Here is an 18,757-nt window from a genome sequence, read left to right on the forward strand (position 1 = left end):
CGCATGGACGCGGTCAAACGCTATTTCCGCAGTCCCGCTGCCGTCCTGGGCCTCGTGCTCCTGCTGATCGTCATCGGCATGGCGCTCAGCGCCGGCTATTTCTATCCACGCGATCCGCTCGCGCTCGCCGGCCGGCCCCTGATCTGGCCGCTCGCCAATCCGCGCTTCCTGCTCGGCACCGACAATTCCGGCCGCGACATCGCCGCCCAGATCTTCTACGGCGCCCGCATCTCGCTCCTGATCGGCGGCGTCGCCACGCTCATTGCCGTGGCGATCGGCGTGTTGGTCGGTGCGCTCGCGGGCTACTACGGCGGCTGGGTCGACAACATCCTGATGCGCATCACCGAAGCCTTCCAGACGCTGCCGAACTTCGTCCTGCTGCTGGTCCTGGTCGCGGTGTTCGGCTCGACTTTGACGACGGTGACGATTGCCGTCGGCATCGTCTCCTGGCCGGCACCGGCCCGGCTGACACGGGCGGAGTTCCTGTCGCTGCGCAGCCGCGAATTCGTCCAGGCCGGCCGCACCCTCGGCATGCGCGACACCCAGCTGATCCTGCGCGAGATCCTGCCGAACGCGCTGCCGCCGGTGATCGTCTATGCCGGTGTCGTGATGGCGGTCGCGATCCTCTTGGAGAGCGCGCTCGCCTTCCTACGGCTGTCCGACGCCAATGTCGCCTCCTGGGGCAACCTGATCGGGCTCGGGCGCGACGTGCTGCGCGTGCAGTGGTACGTCTCCGCGATCCCGGGCGTCGCCATTCTCGTCACTGTGCTCGCGGTGTCGCTGGTCGGCCAGGGGCTCAATGACGCACTGAATCCCCGGCTGAAACAGCGATGAGTCCCGCACAGCCCATTCTGACCGTCGACCGCCTCAGCGTGCGTTTGCCGAAGGGCGCCGACCGCACGCATGCGATCTCCGAGGTCTCGCTTTCGGTCGCCGAGAACGAAATCGTCTGCATCGTCGGAGAATCCGGCTCCGGCAAGTCGATGATGGCCAATGCCATCATGCGGCTGTTGCCCGACGGTGTGGGCACCGACGGCGGACGCATCCTGTTTGCCGGGCGCGATCTCTGCACCGCCACGGCGGCAGAGATGCGCAGCATGCGTGGCGCCGAGGTCGCGATGGTGTTCCAGGAGCCGATGACCGCGCTCAATCCGTTGCGCACGATCGGCGACCAGATCGGCGAGGTGCTGGACATCCATACCGATCTGTCGAAAGCCGAGATCAAATCGCGCGTGCTGTCGCTCCTGTCCGACGTCAACATTCCCGATCCGCCGCGCGCGGCGAAGGCCTATCCGCACGAGCTGTCCGGCGGCCAGCGCCAGCGCGCCATGATCGCCATGGCCTTGGCGCTTGATCCGAAGCTGCTGATCGCCGACGAGCCGACGACGGCGCTCGACGTCACGACGCAGGCCCAGATCCTCAAGCTCATCCGAGAGCTGCAGCAGCGGCGCAGGACGGCGGTGCTGTTCATCACGCATGACTTCGGGGTCGTCGCCGAGATCGCCGACCGCGTCGTCGTGATGCAGCATGGCAGCGTCGTCGAACAGGGCGCGGCGGCGGATGTCCTGCAACGGCCGCAGCATGACTACACCAGGCAACTGATCGCTGCGGTGCCACCCGTGGCGGCCCCTCCGGCACGCAGATTATCGGACCAGATGATCCTCGCCATCTCCGGTATCTCGAAGACCTATCGCACCGGCGGCTTCCTCGGCCGCGGCGAGCGCACTACCCATGCAATCAGGGACGTTTCGCTTTCACTGCCGAAGGGGGCAACGCTCGGCATCGTCGGCGAGTCCGGCTCCGGCAAATCCACCCTCGCCCGCTGCATCATTCGCCTGATCGATCCCGACACAGGAACGATCCTGCTCGACGGCGAGGACTGGGCACGCCTCTCGCGCAGCGAGGTCAGAAACAGAACCCAGCAGATGCAGATGGTGTTTCAGGACCCGTTCGCCTCGTTGAATCCGCGGCGCAAGGCGGTCGAGCTGGTGGCGCAGGGACCGATCGTGCACGGCACCGCGCGAGCGCAGGCGCTGACCGAGGCGCGCGAGCTGTTCAGCCTGGTGGGGCTCGACCCGTCCGCCGCCGACCGCTTTCCGCATGAGTTCTCCGGAGGTCAGCGCCAGCGCATCGGGCTTGCGCGCGCGCTGGCGCTGAAGCCCAAGGTGCTGGTCGCGGACGAGCCGGTGTCCGCGCTCGACGTCTCCGTTCAGGCGCAGGTGTTGAAGCTGCTGACCAGCCTGCGCGAACGGCTCGACCTGTCGATCATCTTCATCACGCACGACCTGCGGGTCGCAGCCCAGATCTGCGATCTGGTCGCGGTCATGAAGGACGGCGTCGTCGTCGAGCATGGGCCCACGCACGACGTGTTCGGCAACCCGCAGCATGCCTATACGCAGGCGCTGCTGGAGGCCATTCCGGGCGGCGACTTCGCCCGGACCCAACATCCCACGTATTAGCCGATCTCGCGCGCGTCGCGGTACCGGTACAGGAGCAGCATCAGTGGCGCGAATGGACGCAGCAGGGCGTGCGCCGGAATGGTGACCGGCTCCGTGAACGGCAAGGCCAGCTCGTTCGCGGGCACGCCGCGCACCGCCTTCGCAAGCTCCGCACCAAGGGGGATCGTCAGTGCGACTGCCCGGCCGTTGCAACCGGTCCAGCCATAGGCATCGGGACCGAGGCGGTGAATTCGCGGCATGTAGTCCGTGGTCATGCCGACATAGCCATTCCAGACATAGTCGAACCGGACCTCGCCGATCTGCGGCCACAGGCGCTGCAGGCGCTCGGCGACCCTCGCCTTCAGCCGCTCGGACTTGTTGCCGGGACCGATCACGGCGCCGCCCGTCACCAGGCGGTTGCGCGCATCGTAGCGGGCGAAATAGAGCTCACCATGAGTATCGGACATCGCCTGCCGCGCCGGGATGATGGTCTTCCGCACATTGTCCGACAGCGGCTGCGTCGCCATCTGCCAGGACAGCACCGGCATCACCTCATGCGCGATCTCGGGTGCGAGAGCCTTGGAGAACTCGCCGCTATAGGCATTGCTCGCCAGCACCAGCGCGCGCGCCGACACCTCGCCTTGCGTGGTGCGGACGATCCAACGATTCCCGCGCCGCTCGAAATCGATCGCCGGCGAGCGCGCATAGATGCGGCCCCCCAGGCTCAGCACGGTTCGCGCCAGCCCGCGCGCGAGCGCCAGCGGATTGATGTGACCGCCGGTCCTGTTCCAGAAGCCCCCATGCCATGCATCCGAGCCGAGCATGTCGCGCGTCTGGTCGCGTGACAGCAGCTCGACTTCCGCGCCGAACTTCGACCACTGCTTGAACCTGCGCTCGGCGATCTTGATGCGGCCGGGCGTATGCACCGGCTGGACCCAGCCGGCCTGCTCATGCTCGGCGTCGATGCCGTAGCGCCTGACGGTCTCGAACAGCGCTGAGGCACTGTCGCGCAGCATCGCAACGAAGCGCTCGCCGGCGGCGCCGTGACGGGCGATGAGATCCTCGGGATCCGGGCGCGACAGTGTCGGGATCACCTGGCCGTTGTTCCGACCCGAGGCGCCCCAGCCCGGCTCCATGGCTTCGACGATCGCGACATCGACACCGGCCTCGCGCAGATGCAGCGCCGTCGACAATCCGGTGAAGCCGCCGCCGATGATCACGACATCGGCCTGCACACTGCCCTGAAGCTCGGACAGGTCAGGTCCAGACGGGGTCTGCGCAGCCCACAAGGACGGCGGCCATTGAACGTTTTCCATCGTCATGCTCATCGTGAACAGCTCATCCCTGCTGATCGACCGCCCTCCAGGAAGACGGTCTTGCCTTGCGCCGAGCGCCCATCCGCGCCGGTTGCGGCGCATGGGTCGATTGGGCATAGTTCGGCCGCCAATATGCCAACTTCGCTGCAAGGAGACAAACGCGTGGCCCTCAAGAATGTCATCGGTATCGATCACGCGGTCGTCGTGGTGAAGGATCTCGACACGGCGGCGGAGACCTGGAAGCGGCTGGGCTTCACGCTGTCTCCGCGCGGGACGCACAGCGCCAAGATGGGGTCTGGCAATTACACCATCATGCTCGATCCTGATTACATCGAGCTGCTCGGCATCCTCGCCGAGACCGACCACAACGTTCCGACCCGCAATTTCCTCGCCCAGCGCGGCGAAGGCATCGAGCGCATCGCCTTCACCGCGATCGACTCGGCGGCCGGCGCCGAGGAAATCCGCGCCAAGGGTTTTGAGCCGATTGGCCCGATCGATTTCGAACGGCCGGTGCCCCTGCCCGACGGCTCCATCTCGGCAGCGAAATTCCGGGTGTTTCAATGGCCGGTCGCGGAGGCTCCGGGCGGCCTGCGCATCTTCGCATGCCAGCACAAGACGCGCGAGACGGTCTGGATCCCGGAATTGATGCGCCATGCCAACGCCGCCAAGCAGCTGAGGCAGGCCCTGATCGTGACGCCGGATCCGACCAAGGACGCAGCCCATCTGTCGCGCCTGATCGATCGCGACGGGCGAGCCGAGGCCGACGGCGCCGTGACCGTGACCTCGGGCGGCGATCGCGCCGATTTCGTGTTCCTGACCGGGGAGCAGCTCGCAGCGCGTTATCCCGGCGTGTCGCTCGCCGGCTTGCCGGAGCGCGGCGGCGCCGGCCTGGTGCTGGCTTCACATGATCTCGCAACGACGGAAAAGGCGCTTGGCGCGGCGGCGGTGCGCAGCGGCGCGAGCCTCGTTGTTCCGCCGGCGTCAGCGACGGGCACCCTGCTCAGCTTCGTGGCCGGCTAGACTTTCGCGAGGCGGCCACGGGCCGTGGCTGCCTCGATGTCATTCGGCCGGCTGGAACATCGCCGGCCGGCCGCGCTGGCTGTCGAGCCATCCGGCGAGACGATCCATGAGTCCGCCGCGGGTCTCCGAAGGTTGCGCCGACGACACGAACGGATCGCAATGACACTTCGCGCCGGCCGCGCGTGACATCTTCGCGACCGCCTCAGTCATGGCCGGCGCGCCGCAGGTGTAGACGACGTCGTTGGGCGTGAGCTCCGGCATGTGTTCGGTCGGCCGGCCGCTGCGAATCGCGGGCGAGACGTTCTGCGGCTCCGACACGATCGGAATGATCTTCACGTTCGGGAAGCGCGCCAGGCGGCACAACGCCTGATGCATGTAGAACGACTGCAAGGTGCGCGACACGACGATGAAGACGATCTCGCGCTTCGGATTCTCGGTGATGGCGGCGACAGCGATCGCCCACATCGGCGCGAAGCCGGTGCCGCTCGCCACCAGGATGATCCGGCCGCGATGCTTCTGTCGGAAGAACGCGGTGCCCAGCGGCGCCGTCAGCTTGACGCGATGGCCGACCTGGATGTCGCGGCCGAGCGCCGACGACACCAGGCCATCCTTCAGGATGCGGATGTGCAGATACAGCAAATGGCTGTCGGGCGCGCCGACCATCGGATAGGTCGGGCTGTAGCAGCGGGTCGGAAAACCGCGGTACTGGACCTTGGCGTATTGCCCGGGGAAGAATCGCAGCGGCTTCGGCATCTCGAGGGTGACGCCGACGACGTCGGGCGCGAGCCGCACGAGATCGCCCACCTCGCAATTCATCGTCACCGTATCCGGCACGGGCTCGGTGATGATCTTGAGGTCGGACACGACACGCGCCTGGCACGCATGCGCCATGTCGCCTTCCATCCCGCCGAACAGCTTGCCGTCGACGACCGTTACCTTGCAGGAGCCGCAGATTCCGCTGCGGCAGTCATGGGGCAGATCCACGCCACTGTTGATGGCGCCGTCGAGCAGGATATCGCCCACATTCGCGTAGAACGTTTCCCTGTTGTACTGGATTTTGCAAATCTTACCCATCACTGCACCTCAAGTCGCATCGGCCGGATCTGCCTCGTATGTCGGATCTGGGTGTGGTCGAACGCAGCGACTCGCATGAAGACACCGTTCTTGATCGGGACGTCGTACTTGCTTTTCGTGTCCATTTTGCGGGCAATTTCGAGCGTCCAGTGGCCCGCGGCCCAACGCGCTGCGCAACGGATGTCCGCGCGATCGCCGGTGAACTCGCCGCTGACGAGCACACCGGGCACGACGGTCCCGATCGGCGTCTGGGCATCCGCCTCGGCCGAATACGGCACCGATTCGGCCTCGGTCATGAACCAGCGTGCGCCTTCGCTCTCGCCGATGTTCGGATCGAGATTGATCTCGCCCATCGCCGCGGTCATCGCGGCGACGTCCTTCGGAAGGCGCTTCGGTCTCACGCCCCGATTCCCCAGTCTTGCGGCCTCCCTGTCGATCACGAAATTGTCGGAATAGTTCGCGGTCCCCGGATCCGGTGCGAACCCGCCCTTGTAGGGCGTGAGTCCCTTGACCTGATCCGGCGTGGGTTCTGCAGGCGGACCGAAATGATCATCATCCATCCATCCGGTCGGGCCGCCGCTCGTCGCCTTCCACAGCCAGGCGTCGGCATAGAGATTCGGCGCCGGCGTATAGTGGATGCCGCGACCCGACAGCGTCGGCGGCTTGTCCGGCATCGGCTGCGAGCTCATGTGAAAGGTTCGGTCCGCGGCCAGGGTGATCGGCAGCGTCGTGAACAACAGCGAGAACTTGTCCTCGTTGAAGTCGTTCTCGTCGCCCTTGTCGAATCCGTTCTGCAGCAGATGCCAGCCGTCGGCCTTCTTGATCAGCGGCAACTGCTTCAGCGACCGCGTCGGGTCCTCCCAGATGACGAGGAAATACACCCACGTGCCGTCATGCGCGGCCTTGATCCAGACGCGCGATTCGCCGGTACCGTCGAAATTGTCGCCCTGGTTGGTCGTCACCATGTGCGGCTGGATGTTGCGCCAGACACGATCCGACGAATCGCCGTCAAGCGTCGGCGCATCCGATGTCGCGATTCGGTACACCGTGACGGTGTCCTCGGCGTAGTAGTCGGCGGCGAACATCGCCGAGCCGATCACAATGGCTGCGGCGATCGCGACCATGAACGGGTTGGACTGGAAGCTCGGATTGCGGCGACGGGAGTTGCCCTTGGCAGGTGCCGGCGGCGGACGCATGCGGCCTGGCGGCACCCGCGGTTCGGAGCGCGCCCGCAGCGGCTCCTCCATGCGCCGCGGCGCCGGCATCGGCTCACGCGCTGCAGGCCGCGCGGCCGGCGCAGGCCGCTTCGGAGGCGCCTCCGCCTCCTCCAGCTTTTCCGACTGCTCGACCAGCATCGTGAGCAGTTCGACGGGATCGAGCTTCGGCGGCGGCGGCGGCAAGGGCGCCGGCCGGAACACGCGATAGAGCTGCATCTTTCCGCCGATGCTGAAATGAACCAGGACGTGCAGCACCACGAAGGCCGGGATCACCCAGGTCGCGTACCAGTGGATCATCATGGTGACGTAGCCGGAGGCCACGCCGAAGAAGAGCATGCCTCCGGTGACGATCAGGATCGCCATGGAGATGAAAAGCACCCAGTGCAGCATCACACTGATCGAGCCCAGCCGCGCCGGCCGGCGGCCGAGCAGGCCCTTGAAGCGCATCTTGTCGATGGTGACGCGGCGACCGAGCCCCGACTTCGAGATATAAATCATGTAGGCGACGGCGACGCTCGCAAGCACGACCCCAGCCGGCATGTGCCAGGTCCAGGTCCGGTGCCGGGGCAGCAGCCAGTCGAGATTGTTGGCGATCCACGCGTGTCCAGGCGCTTCGGTCGCCATGCGAAGCCCCGTCAAGAACGCGATCACAGTGGCCCCAACCAGGGTCCAGTGCAGGATGATCGTTCCATAGTCGGTCTTGCGGATCTTCATGCGTGCGCCTCCAGAGCTGCGCGCACGCGATCGGCGCGATTTACCGCCGACCTGGCGACCGTATTTCGTCTCAGCGGACCGATCCGGCGCAGGATGATGAAGTATTCACTCCTGCGGGCCGCCCCTCGACCCGAATCCATTCCCGCATCACGCGTCTCGATGGTGATGTCGTTCAGCAACTTTGTCGTCCCCCGGATACGCTTTACTAAGTGAGCAACTTCGTCCGACTTCGGCGTTACGGCGCCGTTCTGCACCCAATCGTTGCCCCGCTACGCTTGAGCGTGACCGGTTGGATCACGCCTATGGTTGATCAACTGCCGTGGCCCGAGCCGGTGACGAGTTGCTCGGATTGCACGCGGACTGATCTGCTTGGTCCTCCCTGGAGCTGATGTTGATCTCGTGCGCCCGATGCTTGACGGGTCACTGGTTCCACAGCGGCCGCACGTTCGATGATAGAACACATCGTCGGCCGCCATGCCTGGCCGAGCTGATTGCACGTCCTGGATTGGTGCGCGGGGCCGCATGTCCTCGTGTTGCCGCCGCCATCATGATCGTTCTCCGCACCATCATCGAATACCGCATGATCGAGATGACAACGCCTGTGCGTTGCACCGCAGGAAGATTTATTCGGCTTCGTGGCGTCATTCGGCCCGGACCGCGACCAATGAGTACGGAACCAAGGTGATAGACGGACGAATGTGTGACGCGCGTCGCGTGCCGATGGCTGTTATCACGCTGCAACCATCGACGATCGCGGACAGATTTCGCACAGACCCGATCGCTCCGAACGACGCCACAACTTTTCAGAGCCGACCCGGCGCATTGCGTCTCGCGCCGGTCGTGTGCCCGCGACGCTGCGACGGAATTGCCCACATGTCCAATTGTTGCCGGAAAATCGTCGGTATCGACTGTCAATAGCGCGGAGTGAAGCACTGTGTTTTGGGAGACGCGCCTGGATGAGTCTGGCTCAAGAGCGCCCGAGAACGAAAGCCGCGGCTGCCCTCAACGACCTTCTCTCGGGAAGCGACGATCCGGTGACGCGCGGGTTGCGCCAGGCTGTGAAGCGCATGGCCGGCATCGGCGTGTTCAGCGGCGTCATCAACATCCTGATGCTCTCGGGCTCGGTTTATATGATGCAGGTCAATGATCGCGTCGTTCCGAGCAAAAATCTCGCCACGCTCGTCGGCCTGTCGGTGATGATTCTGGCCGTCTATCTGATTCAGGGTTATTTCGACGCGTTGCGCACCCGCATGCTGTGCCGGGTGGCGACCGTGTTCGACGCGAGCTTGCAGGACGCGATTCATCACGCTCTGGCCACCCTGCCCCTGCGCGGCACCAAGCCGATGCTGATGCAGCAGCCGCTGCGCGATCTCGACCAGCTGCGCGCCTTCATGTCGAGCATGGGACCAACCGCCTTTCTCGACATGCCATGGATACCGATCTTCCTGATCGGGATGTTTCTGTTTCATCCGCTGATCGGCATCACGGCCGTCATCGGCACGGCCGGAATCATCTCGATGACGCTGGTGACCGACCGGTTGTCGCGTCAGGCGAGCAAATCCGCCAGCGACACGAGCGCCGCGCGGCAGGTTCTCGCCGATGCCACCCAGCGCAATGCCGAGGTGATTCGCGCGCTCGGAATGCTGGATCGCTTCTCGGCACGCTGGAACGCCGTCAACGAGCGCTATCTGAAGGACAATATTCGCGCCAGCGATGTCTACGCCAATCTCGGGGCCGCCGCGAAAGTGCTGCGCTTCATCCTGCAGTCGGGCATGCTCGGTATCGGCGCGGCGCTCGTCGTCTCCGAACAGGCGTCCGGCGGCGTGATGATGGCCTCGTCGATCCTGATGGGCCGCGCGCTCGCCCCGATCGAGATCGCACTTGGCAGCTGGAAACAGCTGGTCGCCGCGCGCCAGGGCATCGCGCGTTTGCGTGATATCTGCAAGGCCACGGCCAGGCCGGAAGCGCCGCCGGTCGCGTTGCCCCGCCCATTCCGCGAGCTGACCGTACAGGAGCTGACGGTCACCGCGCCGGGCACCGATCGGCCGATCGTTCAAAACGTGTCGTTCTCGATCAAGGCAGGCACGGGTCTGGCGCTGCTCGGCGCGAGTGCCTCCGGGAAGACCTCGCTCTCGAAGGCGCTGGTCGGCATCTGGCCTGCACAGCATGGATCCGTCCGCCTCGACGGCGCAGCGCTCGACCAATGGAGCAACGAGGATCTCGGCCGCCATATCGGCTACCTGCCGCAGGACGTTGCCCTGTTCGATGGCAGCATCGCCGACAACATCTGCCGCTTCGACGAGAATGCGAGCTCGGATGCGATCCTGAAGGCGGCGCAGATCGCCGGCGTGCACGACATCATCCTGCGGCTGCCGGAGGGCTATTCGACGCGAATCGGCCAAGGCGGCATGTCGCTGTCGGCCGGTCAGCGGCAGCGCGTCGGTCTGGCCCGCGCGGTGTATGGCGATCCGTTTCTCATCGTCCTCGACGAGCCGAATGCCAATCTGGACACCGACGGGGAGAACGCGCTCAGCCGCGCCATTCAGATCATGCGGCAGCAGAACCAGAGCATCGTGATCGTGATTTCGCACCGTCCCAGCGCGCTGAATGCGCTCAACATGGCGCTGGTGCTGTACGAGGGCAAGGCGATCGCATTCGGTCCCTGCCAGGAGATCTTTGCCCGAGTCGCCGGGGCCAACAAGGCCGCGGGACCTGCCGTCGCGCATGCCCCCGCTCCGCCCAGGGTTGCTGCTCCCGCAGCGGCGCCAAATCCGAACGCCCGCTCGCTTCGTCGCGCCGCCCCAGCAGAAAGCGCTTGATCAATGAAACACATCAACGACTTCAGGCCGTTCGACGACGACGACTATGTACGACCGAAGACTCGCGCGGTCGGTCCGCAGGGCGACGCATTGATCCTCGAGCTGCAGCGGCTGCAGGGCGCATTCGACGACGGCTCCGACGAGGACCCGCGACAACGCCGCGGTGCACGTGACGGCGGCAAGAAGCGCCGGCGTCCGCCGCCGTCGCAGGGCAGGCCGAAGCCGCGCTCGAAGAAAAAGGGCAGCACCATGGGCCGCGCCCTCGGTGCGTCGCTGTCGCTGTTCGGTCTCGGTGCCCAGGCGCCCCGGGCACGCCGCGGTGAAGGCATCCGCGAGATGGACTGGCAGCAGCCCGCACCGATGCGTGGCTACGAGCCGGAGCTATCGCCGCCGCCGCGCCATCCGCCTGCACGCGTGGCGGGCGGCAATTCGGCGCCCGTGCTCGACCTGCAGGATGCGCGGCGCGACGGCAATTTCGGCGTCGGTGCGCCGCGACCGATAGGACAGCAGAACCTCCCTGCCCGCCTGGCGCATGCGCCCGTCGTTCCGCAAACCCGGGTCGGCCGCCTGGTCGGCACCGCCGGCACGGCCTTGACCACCGGCATGACCTTCATTGCGACGCAAGGAACGGCGGCTGATCTCGACGACGGCTCGGACGAATCGCTGGTGCCGCGCGTCAGCCGCATGTTCGAGAACGAGCTGCGTCTCGGCTTGCGGGTGCTGCTTGTCGCCGCCGTTCTCGGCGGCGGCTGGCTGACCCTCGTGCCGCTCGCCGGCGCGATCGTGGTCCCCGGCAATCTCGTGGTGCAATCCAACGTGAAGGCCATTCAGCATCCGACAGGCGGCATTGTCGCGGAAATCAAGGTCGACAACGGCACGCGCGTCGCGGCGGGCGATCTGCTCGTGCGGCTCGACGCCACGCAGAGCCAAGCCCAGCTCCAGGCGATCACCAAGCAATTGAACGAGCAGCGCGCCAAGATTGCACGGCTCTCGGCCGAGCGTGACGGTCTCGATCAGCCGGACTATCCGTCCACTCTGACCTCACGTCAGGACGATCCGAATGTCCGCACCGTGATCGCGTCGGAGAACGCGCTGTTCAAGGCCCGTGCCACGACCCGCAAGAGCCAGAAGGAGCTGCTGCAGGGCCGCATCGTCCAGCTGAACAACGAGATCAGCGGCATGGAGTCCCAGCTCGAATCCAAGAACAAGCAGATCGAGTTGATCAAGGGCGAGCTGGCCGGCGTGCAGGAGCTCTATGACAAGCGGCTCGTTCCACTGACGCGACTGACTACGCTGCAGCGGGAAGCCGCTCGAATCGACGGTGAACGCGGCCAATTGGTGTCCAGCGTGGCGGAGACGAGGTCCAAGATCAGCGAAGCCGAGCTCCAGACCGTCAAGATCGATCAGGATTTCCGCAGCGAGGTGGTCAAGGATCTCAGCGAGTCACAGGCCAAGGAAGGCGATCTGGTCGAGAAGGGCGTCGCCGCGCGCGACCAGCTCGATCGCATCGAGATGCGCGCGCCGAACTCCGGCACTATCCACCAGCTCGCGATCCACACCATCGGCGGCGTCATCAAGCCGGGTGAGACCGTCATGGAGCTGGTCCCCGATTCGGACGAACTGCAGGTCGAAGGGCACGTCCAGCCCAAGGACATCGATCACGTCCACACCGGGCAGGATGCGATGGTCCACTTCAACGCCTTCAACCAGCGCACCACGCCGAAATTGAGCGGCCAAGTCTCGTTCGTGTCGCCTGACATCACCAATGACCCACGAACCGGCTCTACCTTCTACACGGTCAGGATCACGCTATCCGACGAGGAGCGCAAGCGGCTCGGCAACGTCAACCTGATGCCCGGCATGCAGGCCGAAGTCTACGTTCAAACCGGCAGCCGGACGATGCTCAGCTATCTGATGAAGCCGGTTCTCGATCAGTGGCGCCGCGCCTTCGTGGAGTAACAAGACCGAACCGCCGCGGTCGGCGCCATCGCTCACGAATGAACGCAGACCGCGTCGGCACCTCAACATGAACGTTGCAAATTTTCTCCGCACCTCGGACCCGGCGATGGTGCCGACGAGTGCGTTACCGTCCGCCCAGCCCGGCGCCCGCACCGAGGCGTCTGATCAGGCACGCAAGCCGCGACTGCCACCGCCAGCGGCCATGCCGACCCAGGAGGGTCCCCAAGGGCTGCGCTTCGATTTCAACGACGGCTGTCGTGTCATGCTGCCCGACACCGGACACGCCTGGCGCGTCCGGTTGAGCGATCTCGAGACCGCCAACGTCCTGTTCGACATCGACCTGCGCTCTGGGCACGTCAACAGCAGCAAGCGCTACTTCGTCCCGTTCAGGCTGGAAGTGTGGTCAGGGCCCGAGCTGCTGCTGTGCCACGACTATGACGCCACCGACCGCGACGTCCTGATCCAATTCCCGGTTGGCACGATCGGCGACATCATCGGCTGGATGAGCTATGTGGTGAAGTTCAAGGACCTGCATCGATGCCGCCTGAGCTGTGCGATGGGCGAGCCGCTGATCCCGCTGTTCCGCGCCGTCTACCCAGACATCACGTTCCTCAGCCACGACACGGTCCAGGCGGAGCGATACTACGCGACCTACTCGGTCGCGCTGTTCTTCGACGATGCCGAGTTCGTGCATCATCCCTGTGATTTCCGGCAGGTCGGTCTGCATCGGACAGCAGCTCATATTCTCGGCGTCGATCCGGCCGAGCAGCCGCCACGCGTCGCGTTGAGCGAAGAGAGCCGTCCCATCGAGGACCCCTATGTCTGCATCGCCGTGCAGGCGACGACCGCATGCAAGCACTGGAACAATCCGGAGGGCTGGCAGAGCGTCGTGGCCTTCCTGCGCGCGACCGGCTATCGCGTGATCTGCGTCGATCAGACCGCGGAGCGCAGCCACGGCGCTTTCCGAACGCAGATTCCTGCCGAAGCCGAGGATCAGACCGGCGACCGGCCGCTGCCCGAGCGCGCCCGCTGGCTCAAGCACGCCGCGTTCTTCATCGGCCTTTCCTCGGGGCTGTCATGGCTGGCCTGGGCGGTCGGCACTCCGGTCGTGCTTATCAGCGGCTTCACCCACCCGACCAACGAGTTTGCGACCCCCTATCGGGTCATCAACCATCACGCCTGCAACAGTTGCTGGAATGATGCCCGTCATCGCTTCGACCATGAGGACTTTCTGTGGTGCCCGCGATGGCAGGGCACGTCCCGGCAGTTCGAATGCACGCGCCTGATCACGGCCGCGCAGGTCGAGGGCATGTTGCGCCGAATTCCCGGCTTCGGACGGGGATTGCGTCCGCAACCGCGCGCCTCTCAGCAGCAGGCGCCGCCTGCGCCCTTTGATCGGGATCGAGCCTCGAGAGCAGAGTCTGCGCCGGAATCCGTGGAGAGCGACGAGCCAGTCGCGCTCGCCGCGCTGCTGGAACGCCCGCGCGGCGATGTCGCCCGCGGGGGCCTTGCGGTCGGCGTCACGGTCGCCGCCGGCAGGCTGCTGGATCAGGCTGCCGCCGGGATCGCGGAAGGCGATCGCGCAGCCACCGCCAGCGATCTCATGGACGCGTTGCAGAACTACAAGCAGAGCATCGCCATCGTCAGGTACCTGACCGCAGCCAATCCGGACGACGCCGGGTTTCAACGCAACCTCTCGGTCGCCTTGAACCGCATCGGCGCCGTGTTGTTCGTTCAGCGAAACCTCGAGGCTGCGCATGCCGCCTATTCCGCCAGCCTCGCCATCATCCGGAAGCTGACCGCGGCCCATCGCGGCAATCTCAGCTTTCAGCGCGACCTCGCCTGGTGCCACGCTCTGCTGGCGGATGTGCTCACCGCCCAGGGCCGCCATGCCGAAGCCTTCGAGCAGCGTCGCGCCAACACCGCGCTGATCACCCATCTCGCCAACACGATCGCCAACGACCCGTCGCTGCAGCAGGCGCTTGCAAATTCCTATCAGAGTCTGGGCGATGCCTTCCTTCCGCTCGGCAACATCGACGGCGCCCTCGCCGTCTACCGGATCAGCCTGGGCCTGACCAAGCAAGGGCTCGACGCGAACGGGCAGAATGACCCGGCCTGGAATCAGCTCTACACCACACTGCTGCAGAAGATCAGGACTGCGCTCCTGGCGCAGCGCCAGGCCGCGCCGCCGTCCTGAACGGCGCACGGCGAGGTCGGCCGACACGCCCAGGCGCCTTTGCCTCTAACTCCCCCGACAGACAATCCATCGTGGCGTTTTTCCAGCGATGGCGCTGCGACAATGCCGCGCGCCCGCGTCGCCGGGCAGCCTTGACAGCATCAGACCAACCCTGCGTCTGATCGCTGGAGACCGGCCACTCACCGGCGAGATGCAGGCAGCATCTTGACGACAAGATGCAATTCGCGCCCGGTCGCCGCACCGCGCAGTTGCTGCTTGCCGCCAGAAATCAATCACTTGGCACGCGATCGCGGCGCATCTGTCACAGATCCGCGATGTCCCGAGAACAACATATTTGCGGACTCCCCCACGCCTTTTTTGGCCCGATTGCTCCGAGCATATAGCGAGGTGCGACAAAGTAGCGCGCGTCAGAAGAACGCGCGACACAGCGGCGCACGGGCGTGAGGCGCGGCGCATCACGTCCGACGCAGGGCCGATGCGCTTCCGCATCGTCCGGCCAGTTTCGGTACGGGGCCCTGCCGGGCGTCGGATGAACTTGGGGAGAGATGATCTATGGCGAATAACACCTTCAACCCGACGGCGCTGGCCAACGGAACGTCGAACCTGCTGGTGCGCGCCTCAGCGCTCAACATGTCGACCGACCTCGTCCAAGCCGGCGTGGTGTTCAACGATGCGGTGCGCGCCTCGCTCGGCCTGTTCTCGCAGGCCGGCAGCGGCAACTCGAACCCGTTCCTCGGCAGCTACACGACCGATCTCCACGCCGTGCAGAACGACATCGCGGCGATGCTCGCAAATCCCGGCCAGGTGACCCTGGGCGGCCAGGCCTTCACGCTGAACGCGACCGACACCGCCGTTCTCACCAACGTGCAGGCGCAGATCTCGACGCTGCTTACGGCCGCACCGCAGACCACGAATGCTGCGACGATCACAGCCGCGGATCAGACGCTGCACGCGGTCCAGCAGGAGATCCTGCAGGAGATCAACGGCGACGCGCATCTGTCCGGCGCGCTCAACAAGGTCAACTTCCTCGCCAACACCGGCGGCCAGGACGTCGGCTTCCAGAACACGCCGGCCGGTGCCGATGATGCGGCGACCCTGGCCGCAGCGACCGCAGGCAACACGCTGAAGGATGTCGGCCTCGTCTTCAACAAGGTCGTCGACCTCGCCTCCGGCGGCATCCACACCGGCAATCTTCAGGAGGTCACGACCGACCTCACCGCGATCTCGCAAGGTCTGACCAACATTCTCAACAACAAGACCCAGCTCGCACAGATCGAGAACGGCGAAACGGCGAACGCGGCCGCGCTCACGACCATCCATCTGCAGACGGTGCTCGGACAGGTCAACCTCGAGCTCAACCAGTATGCCAAGGCGGAAACGACCGGCAATCAGGCTGCGTTGCGCGGCACGGCCGACAACCTGCTCGACAGCATCGACATCATCCAGGGCGACGCCAACCTGAACATGGCAGCCGGCGGCAACGGCATGCCGGGCCATGCCGGAGGCTTCGCGGAGGATCCCGGCGGATTGACCGGCACGGTCACCAAGTTCCAGGACAATCAGGCGCAGACCAATTTCTGGGCCGCGTTCCTGGCCGAAGCGAACACCATCAACGCAACCCTGCAGAAGATCTCGACGGGCGGCGCGCAAGCCAGCGCGGCATTGATCACGCAGATCCAGAACTACCAGCAGTTCGGCGCCAATTTCGACGCCGCCCAGGGCAATGTCTTCCGTGGCCGCTTCGACAACGAGCTGCTCAGCGGCACGCTGGAAGCCGACTCGGCGGCCGCCGTGAAAGGCTTGCAGGGCATCCTGAACGGCGACACCGGCGCGGCTCTCGCGGCGGACAAGGCGGCGATCAACGCCGCCGGACAGGGCTTCGCCGCTGACGCCATGGACGTCTCCGGCAACAACATCGCGATTGGCGGCGCGACCTATGTCGGCACGGCCACCACGGTCTCGACGGCGACCTCGGTGCACGGCCTCGCCCACGGCACGATCCCGGTGACGGCGACCCCGAACATCGCCAACGGCACCGGCGGCACCACTTCGACGCCGCCGAGCAGCGGCGGTGGTGCCACGCCAGTCAACTTCAGTCCGACCGCGCTCGCCAACGGCACGTCGAACCTGCTGACTCGCGCCACTGCTATTCAGCATTCGACCGATCTGGTGCAGGCCGGCGTCGTCTTCAACGATGCGGTCCGCGCTTCGCTCGGCCTGTTCAGCCTCGCCAACAGCGGCAACTCGCCGACGTTCCTGAGCAGCTATCAGGCCGACATCACGGCGGTGCAGACCGATATCGCCGCCATGCTGGCCAATCCAGGTCAGGTCACGCTCGGCGGACACACCTTCGCACTGAACGCCACTGACACGGCAGTCCTCACCAACGTCGAGGGTCAGCTGGGGACGCTGCTGCAGGCGGCGGGGCAGTTCGCGAACGCCACCACCCAGGCTGCCGCCAGCCAGACCATTCATGCGCTCCAGCAGGAGATCCTGGGCGAGATCCACAACGACGCCCATCTGGCGAACGCGCTGAACAATGTGCCCTTCCTCGCCAACACAGGCGGCCAGGACATCGCCTTCCAGACCTCGCCCGCCGGCGCGGACGATCCGGCGAGCCTTGCTGCGGCGACCGCTGGCGCCAGCCTCAAGGACGTCGGCCTCGTCTTCAACAAGGTGGTCGAGCTCGCCTCCGGCGGCATCGACGCGGCGCACCTGCAGGAGGTCAACACCGATCTGACTGCGGTCTCGCAGGGCCTGACGGCCATCCTCAACAACAAGACTCAACTCGCGCAGATCGAGGCCGGCGAGACCGCCAACGCGGCGGCGCTGACAACGATCCACCTGCAGACCGCGCTCGGTCAGATCAACCTGCAGCTCAACAAATACGACGCGGCGGCGACCACGGGAAATCAGGCGGCGCTGCGCGGCACGGCCGACAATCTGCTCGACATCATCGACATCGTCCAGGGTGACACCAACCTCAACATGGCCGCGGGCGGCAACGGCAATGCCGGCCATTCCGGCGGCTTCGCCGAAGATCCGGGTGGACTGACCGGCACGGTCACCAAATTCCAGGACAATCAGGCGCAGACGAATTTCTGGGCTGCATTCCTGGCCGAGGCCAACACCATCAACGCCACCTTGCAGAAGATCTCGACCGGCGGTGCGCAGGCGAGCGCGGCCCTGATCACGCAGATCCAGAACTACCAGCAGTTCGGCGCCAATTTCGACGCCGCGCAGGGGGCCGTATTCCAGGGTCGGTTCGACAACGAGCTGCTCAGCGGCACGCTCGAAGCTGACACTGCCCATGCCGTCAAGGGCCTGCAAGGCATCCTCAACGGCGACACCGGCGCAGCACTTGCGGCAGACAAGGCGATGATCGCCGCGGCAGGCCAAGGCTTCGCGGCGGACGCCATGGACGTCTCAGGCAACAACATTCCCGTCAATGGCGGCACCTATGTCGGGACGGCCACGACGGTCTCGACGGCAACCTCCATCAAGGGCACCGCGCACGGCACCATTCCGGTCACCGCGACACCGAACCTGGCCAACGGCACTGGCGGCACAGCTGCGGCAGGAACCACCGCCGGCGGTGGCGCGGCAGCCGGTGGCACCGCGGCGAACGGAGGCACGTCGACCGGCGGAGCGGCGGCTGGCGGCACGTCGACAGGTACCACGGCCAACAACGGCAGCAACGCCGCGCATCACAGCGATCATCACCATCATCACGATCACAGCCAGGGCGCGCATACGAACCAGGCCGCGGCTGCCGGTCCCGACATGTCGCATCTCCACGCGATGCATCACATGTGGGGTTGATGAGGCAGCCGCAGCAGCTGCTGCGGATCGGATACCCGGGAGCAAGCAGATGAGGTCAACTCACGCAGTGCTCCCGGGGGAAATGAGAAGGACGATGAGCCGGGCGAGACGACACGCGTTGAAGAAAGGAAGCCTCTGAAGATCAGCAAAGATGCATGTTCCGTTCCGCACTGTGAACCCT

General features: G+C 65.6%; 11 protein-coding genes. 7 read left to right on the forward strand and 4 right to left on the reverse strand.

The window, feature by feature from the left end; genetic code table 11:
- Nucleotides 1–3 precede the first annotated feature (3 nt).
- Together ACQR1H_RS13280 and ACQR1H_RS13285 are read left to right on the forward strand one after the other, a co-directional pair.
- Nucleotides 4–834, forward strand: coding sequence for an ABC transporter permease (locus tag ACQR1H_RS13280; protein ID WP_315799883.1), 831 nt, complete (start codon nt 4–6; stop codon nt 832–834).
- Complete coding sequence (locus ACQR1H_RS13285) at nt 831–2,459, forward strand: ABC transporter ATP-binding protein (protein ID WP_434907646.1); 1,629 nt, start codon at nt 831–833, stop codon at nt 2,457–2,459. Before ACQR1H_RS13280 ends, ACQR1H_RS13285 begins: the two co-directional genes overlap by 4 nt.
- Here ACQR1H_RS13285 and ACQR1H_RS13290 read toward each other — a convergent pair.
- Nucleotides 2,456–3,766: an NAD(P)/FAD-dependent oxidoreductase gene (locus ACQR1H_RS13290; RefSeq protein ID WP_434907647.1), complete on the reverse strand. Its 1,311-nt coding sequence runs from the start codon at nt 3,764–3,766 to the stop codon at nt 2,456–2,458. The two genes, ACQR1H_RS13285 and ACQR1H_RS13290, sit on opposite strands and share 4 nt — an antisense overlap.
- A 150-nt stretch (nt 3,767–3,916) precedes the next feature.
- Here ACQR1H_RS13290 and ACQR1H_RS13295 point away from each other — a divergent pair, with 150 nt between their 5' ends.
- Nucleotides 3,917–4,774 (forward strand): VOC family protein, encoded by an 858-nt coding sequence (locus ACQR1H_RS13295; RefSeq protein WP_434907648.1) that lies wholly within the window; start codon nt 3,917–3,919, stop codon nt 4,772–4,774.
- 39 nt (nt 4,775–4,813) lie between these two features.
- Here ACQR1H_RS13295 and ACQR1H_RS13300 read toward each other — a convergent pair whose 3' ends face one another.
- Genes ACQR1H_RS13300 through ACQR1H_RS13310 form a run of 3 tightly spaced genes read right to left on the reverse strand, consistent with a single transcriptional unit; the run spans nt 4,814 to nt 7,958 of the window.
- The gene (locus ACQR1H_RS13300) at nt 4,814–5,848 is read right to left on the reverse strand and encodes a 2Fe-2S iron-sulfur cluster-binding protein (protein WP_315799879.1); all 1,035 of its coding nucleotides are present in this window, start codon (nt 5,846–5,848) and stop codon (nt 4,814–4,816) included.
- Nucleotides 5,848–7,779, reverse strand: coding sequence for an ethylbenzene dehydrogenase-related protein (locus tag ACQR1H_RS13305; RefSeq protein WP_315799878.1), 1,932 nt, complete (start codon nt 7,777–7,779; stop codon nt 5,848–5,850). Before ACQR1H_RS13305 ends, ACQR1H_RS13300 begins: the two co-directional genes overlap by 1 nt.
- Complete coding sequence (locus ACQR1H_RS13310; protein WP_315799877.1) at nt 7,776–7,958, reverse strand: hypothetical protein; 183 nt, start codon at nt 7,956–7,958, stop codon at nt 7,776–7,778. The genes ACQR1H_RS13305 and ACQR1H_RS13310 overlap by 4 nt, the downstream gene beginning before the upstream one ends.
- 777 nt (nt 7,959–8,735) lie before the next feature.
- Between ACQR1H_RS13310 and ACQR1H_RS13315 the strand changes: the two genes are divergently transcribed.
- The 4 genes from ACQR1H_RS13315 to ACQR1H_RS13330 all read left to right on the forward strand — a co-directional run bounded on the left by ACQR1H_RS13315 (nt 8,736) and on the right by ACQR1H_RS13330 (nt 18,576).
- Complete coding sequence (locus ACQR1H_RS13315) at nt 8,736–10,598, forward strand: type I secretion system permease/ATPase (protein ID WP_316178628.1); 1,863 nt, start codon at nt 8,736–8,738, stop codon at nt 10,596–10,598.
- A 3-nt stretch (nt 10,599–10,601) separates the two neighbouring features.
- Nucleotides 10,602–12,557, forward strand: a complete 1,956-nt coding sequence (locus ACQR1H_RS13320; protein WP_316215864.1) for an HlyD family type I secretion periplasmic adaptor subunit — start codon at nt 10,602–10,604, stop codon at nt 12,555–12,557.
- 67 nt (nt 12,558–12,624) lie between these two features.
- Entirely contained in the window at nt 12,625–14,754 is a 2,130-nt protein-coding gene (locus tag ACQR1H_RS13325) for an autotransporter strand-loop-strand O-heptosyltransferase (protein ID WP_410051399.1), read from the forward strand.
- A gap of 552 nt (nt 14,755–15,306) precedes the next feature.
- On the forward strand, nt 15,307–18,576 hold the full coding sequence (locus tag ACQR1H_RS13330) for a beta strand repeat-containing protein (RefSeq protein ID WP_316215866.1): 3,270 nt from the start codon (nt 15,307–15,309) through the stop codon (nt 18,574–18,576).
- Nucleotides 18,577–18,757 lie beyond the last annotated feature (181 nt).

Source organism: Bradyrhizobium sp. HKCCYLRH2015 (genome assembly GCF_051168215.1).
In the GTDB taxonomy this organism is placed as follows: Bacteria; Pseudomonadota; Alphaproteobacteria; order Rhizobiales; family Xanthobacteraceae; genus Bradyrhizobium.

Excerpts from the sequence above, each read along its gene's own strand:
- ACQR1H_RS13280 (WP_315799883.1), top strand. The coding sequence starts at position 4 with ATGGACGCGGTCAAACGCTATTTCCGCAGTCCCGCTGCCGTCCTGGGC.
- ACQR1H_RS13285 (WP_434907646.1), top strand. The coding sequence starts at position 831 with ATGAGTCCCGCACAGCCCATTCTGACCGTCGACCGCCTCAGCGTGCGT.
- ACQR1H_RS13290 (WP_434907647.1), bottom strand. The coding sequence starts at position 3,766 with ATGAGCATGACGATGGAAAACGTTCAATGGCCGCCGTCCTTGTGGGCT.
- ACQR1H_RS13300 (WP_315799879.1), bottom strand. The coding sequence starts at position 5,848 with ATGGGTAAGATTTGCAAAATCCAGTACAACAGGGAAACGTTCTACGCG.
- ACQR1H_RS13305 (WP_315799878.1), bottom strand. The coding sequence starts at position 7,779 with ATGAAGATCCGCAAGACCGACTATGGAACGATCATCCTGCACTGGACC.
- ACQR1H_RS13315 (WP_316178628.1), top strand. The coding sequence starts at position 8,736 with ATGAGTCTGGCTCAAGAGCGCCCGAGAACGAAAGCCGCGGCTGCCCTC.
- ACQR1H_RS13320 (WP_316215864.1), top strand. The coding sequence starts at position 10,602 with ATGAAACACATCAACGACTTCAGGCCGTTCGACGACGACGACTATGTA.
- ACQR1H_RS13325 (WP_410051399.1), top strand. The coding sequence starts at position 12,625 with ATGAACGTTGCAAATTTTCTCCGCACCTCGGACCCGGCGATGGTGCCG.
- ACQR1H_RS13330 (WP_316215866.1), top strand. The coding sequence starts at position 15,307 with ATGGCGAATAACACCTTCAACCCGACGGCGCTGGCCAACGGAACGTCG.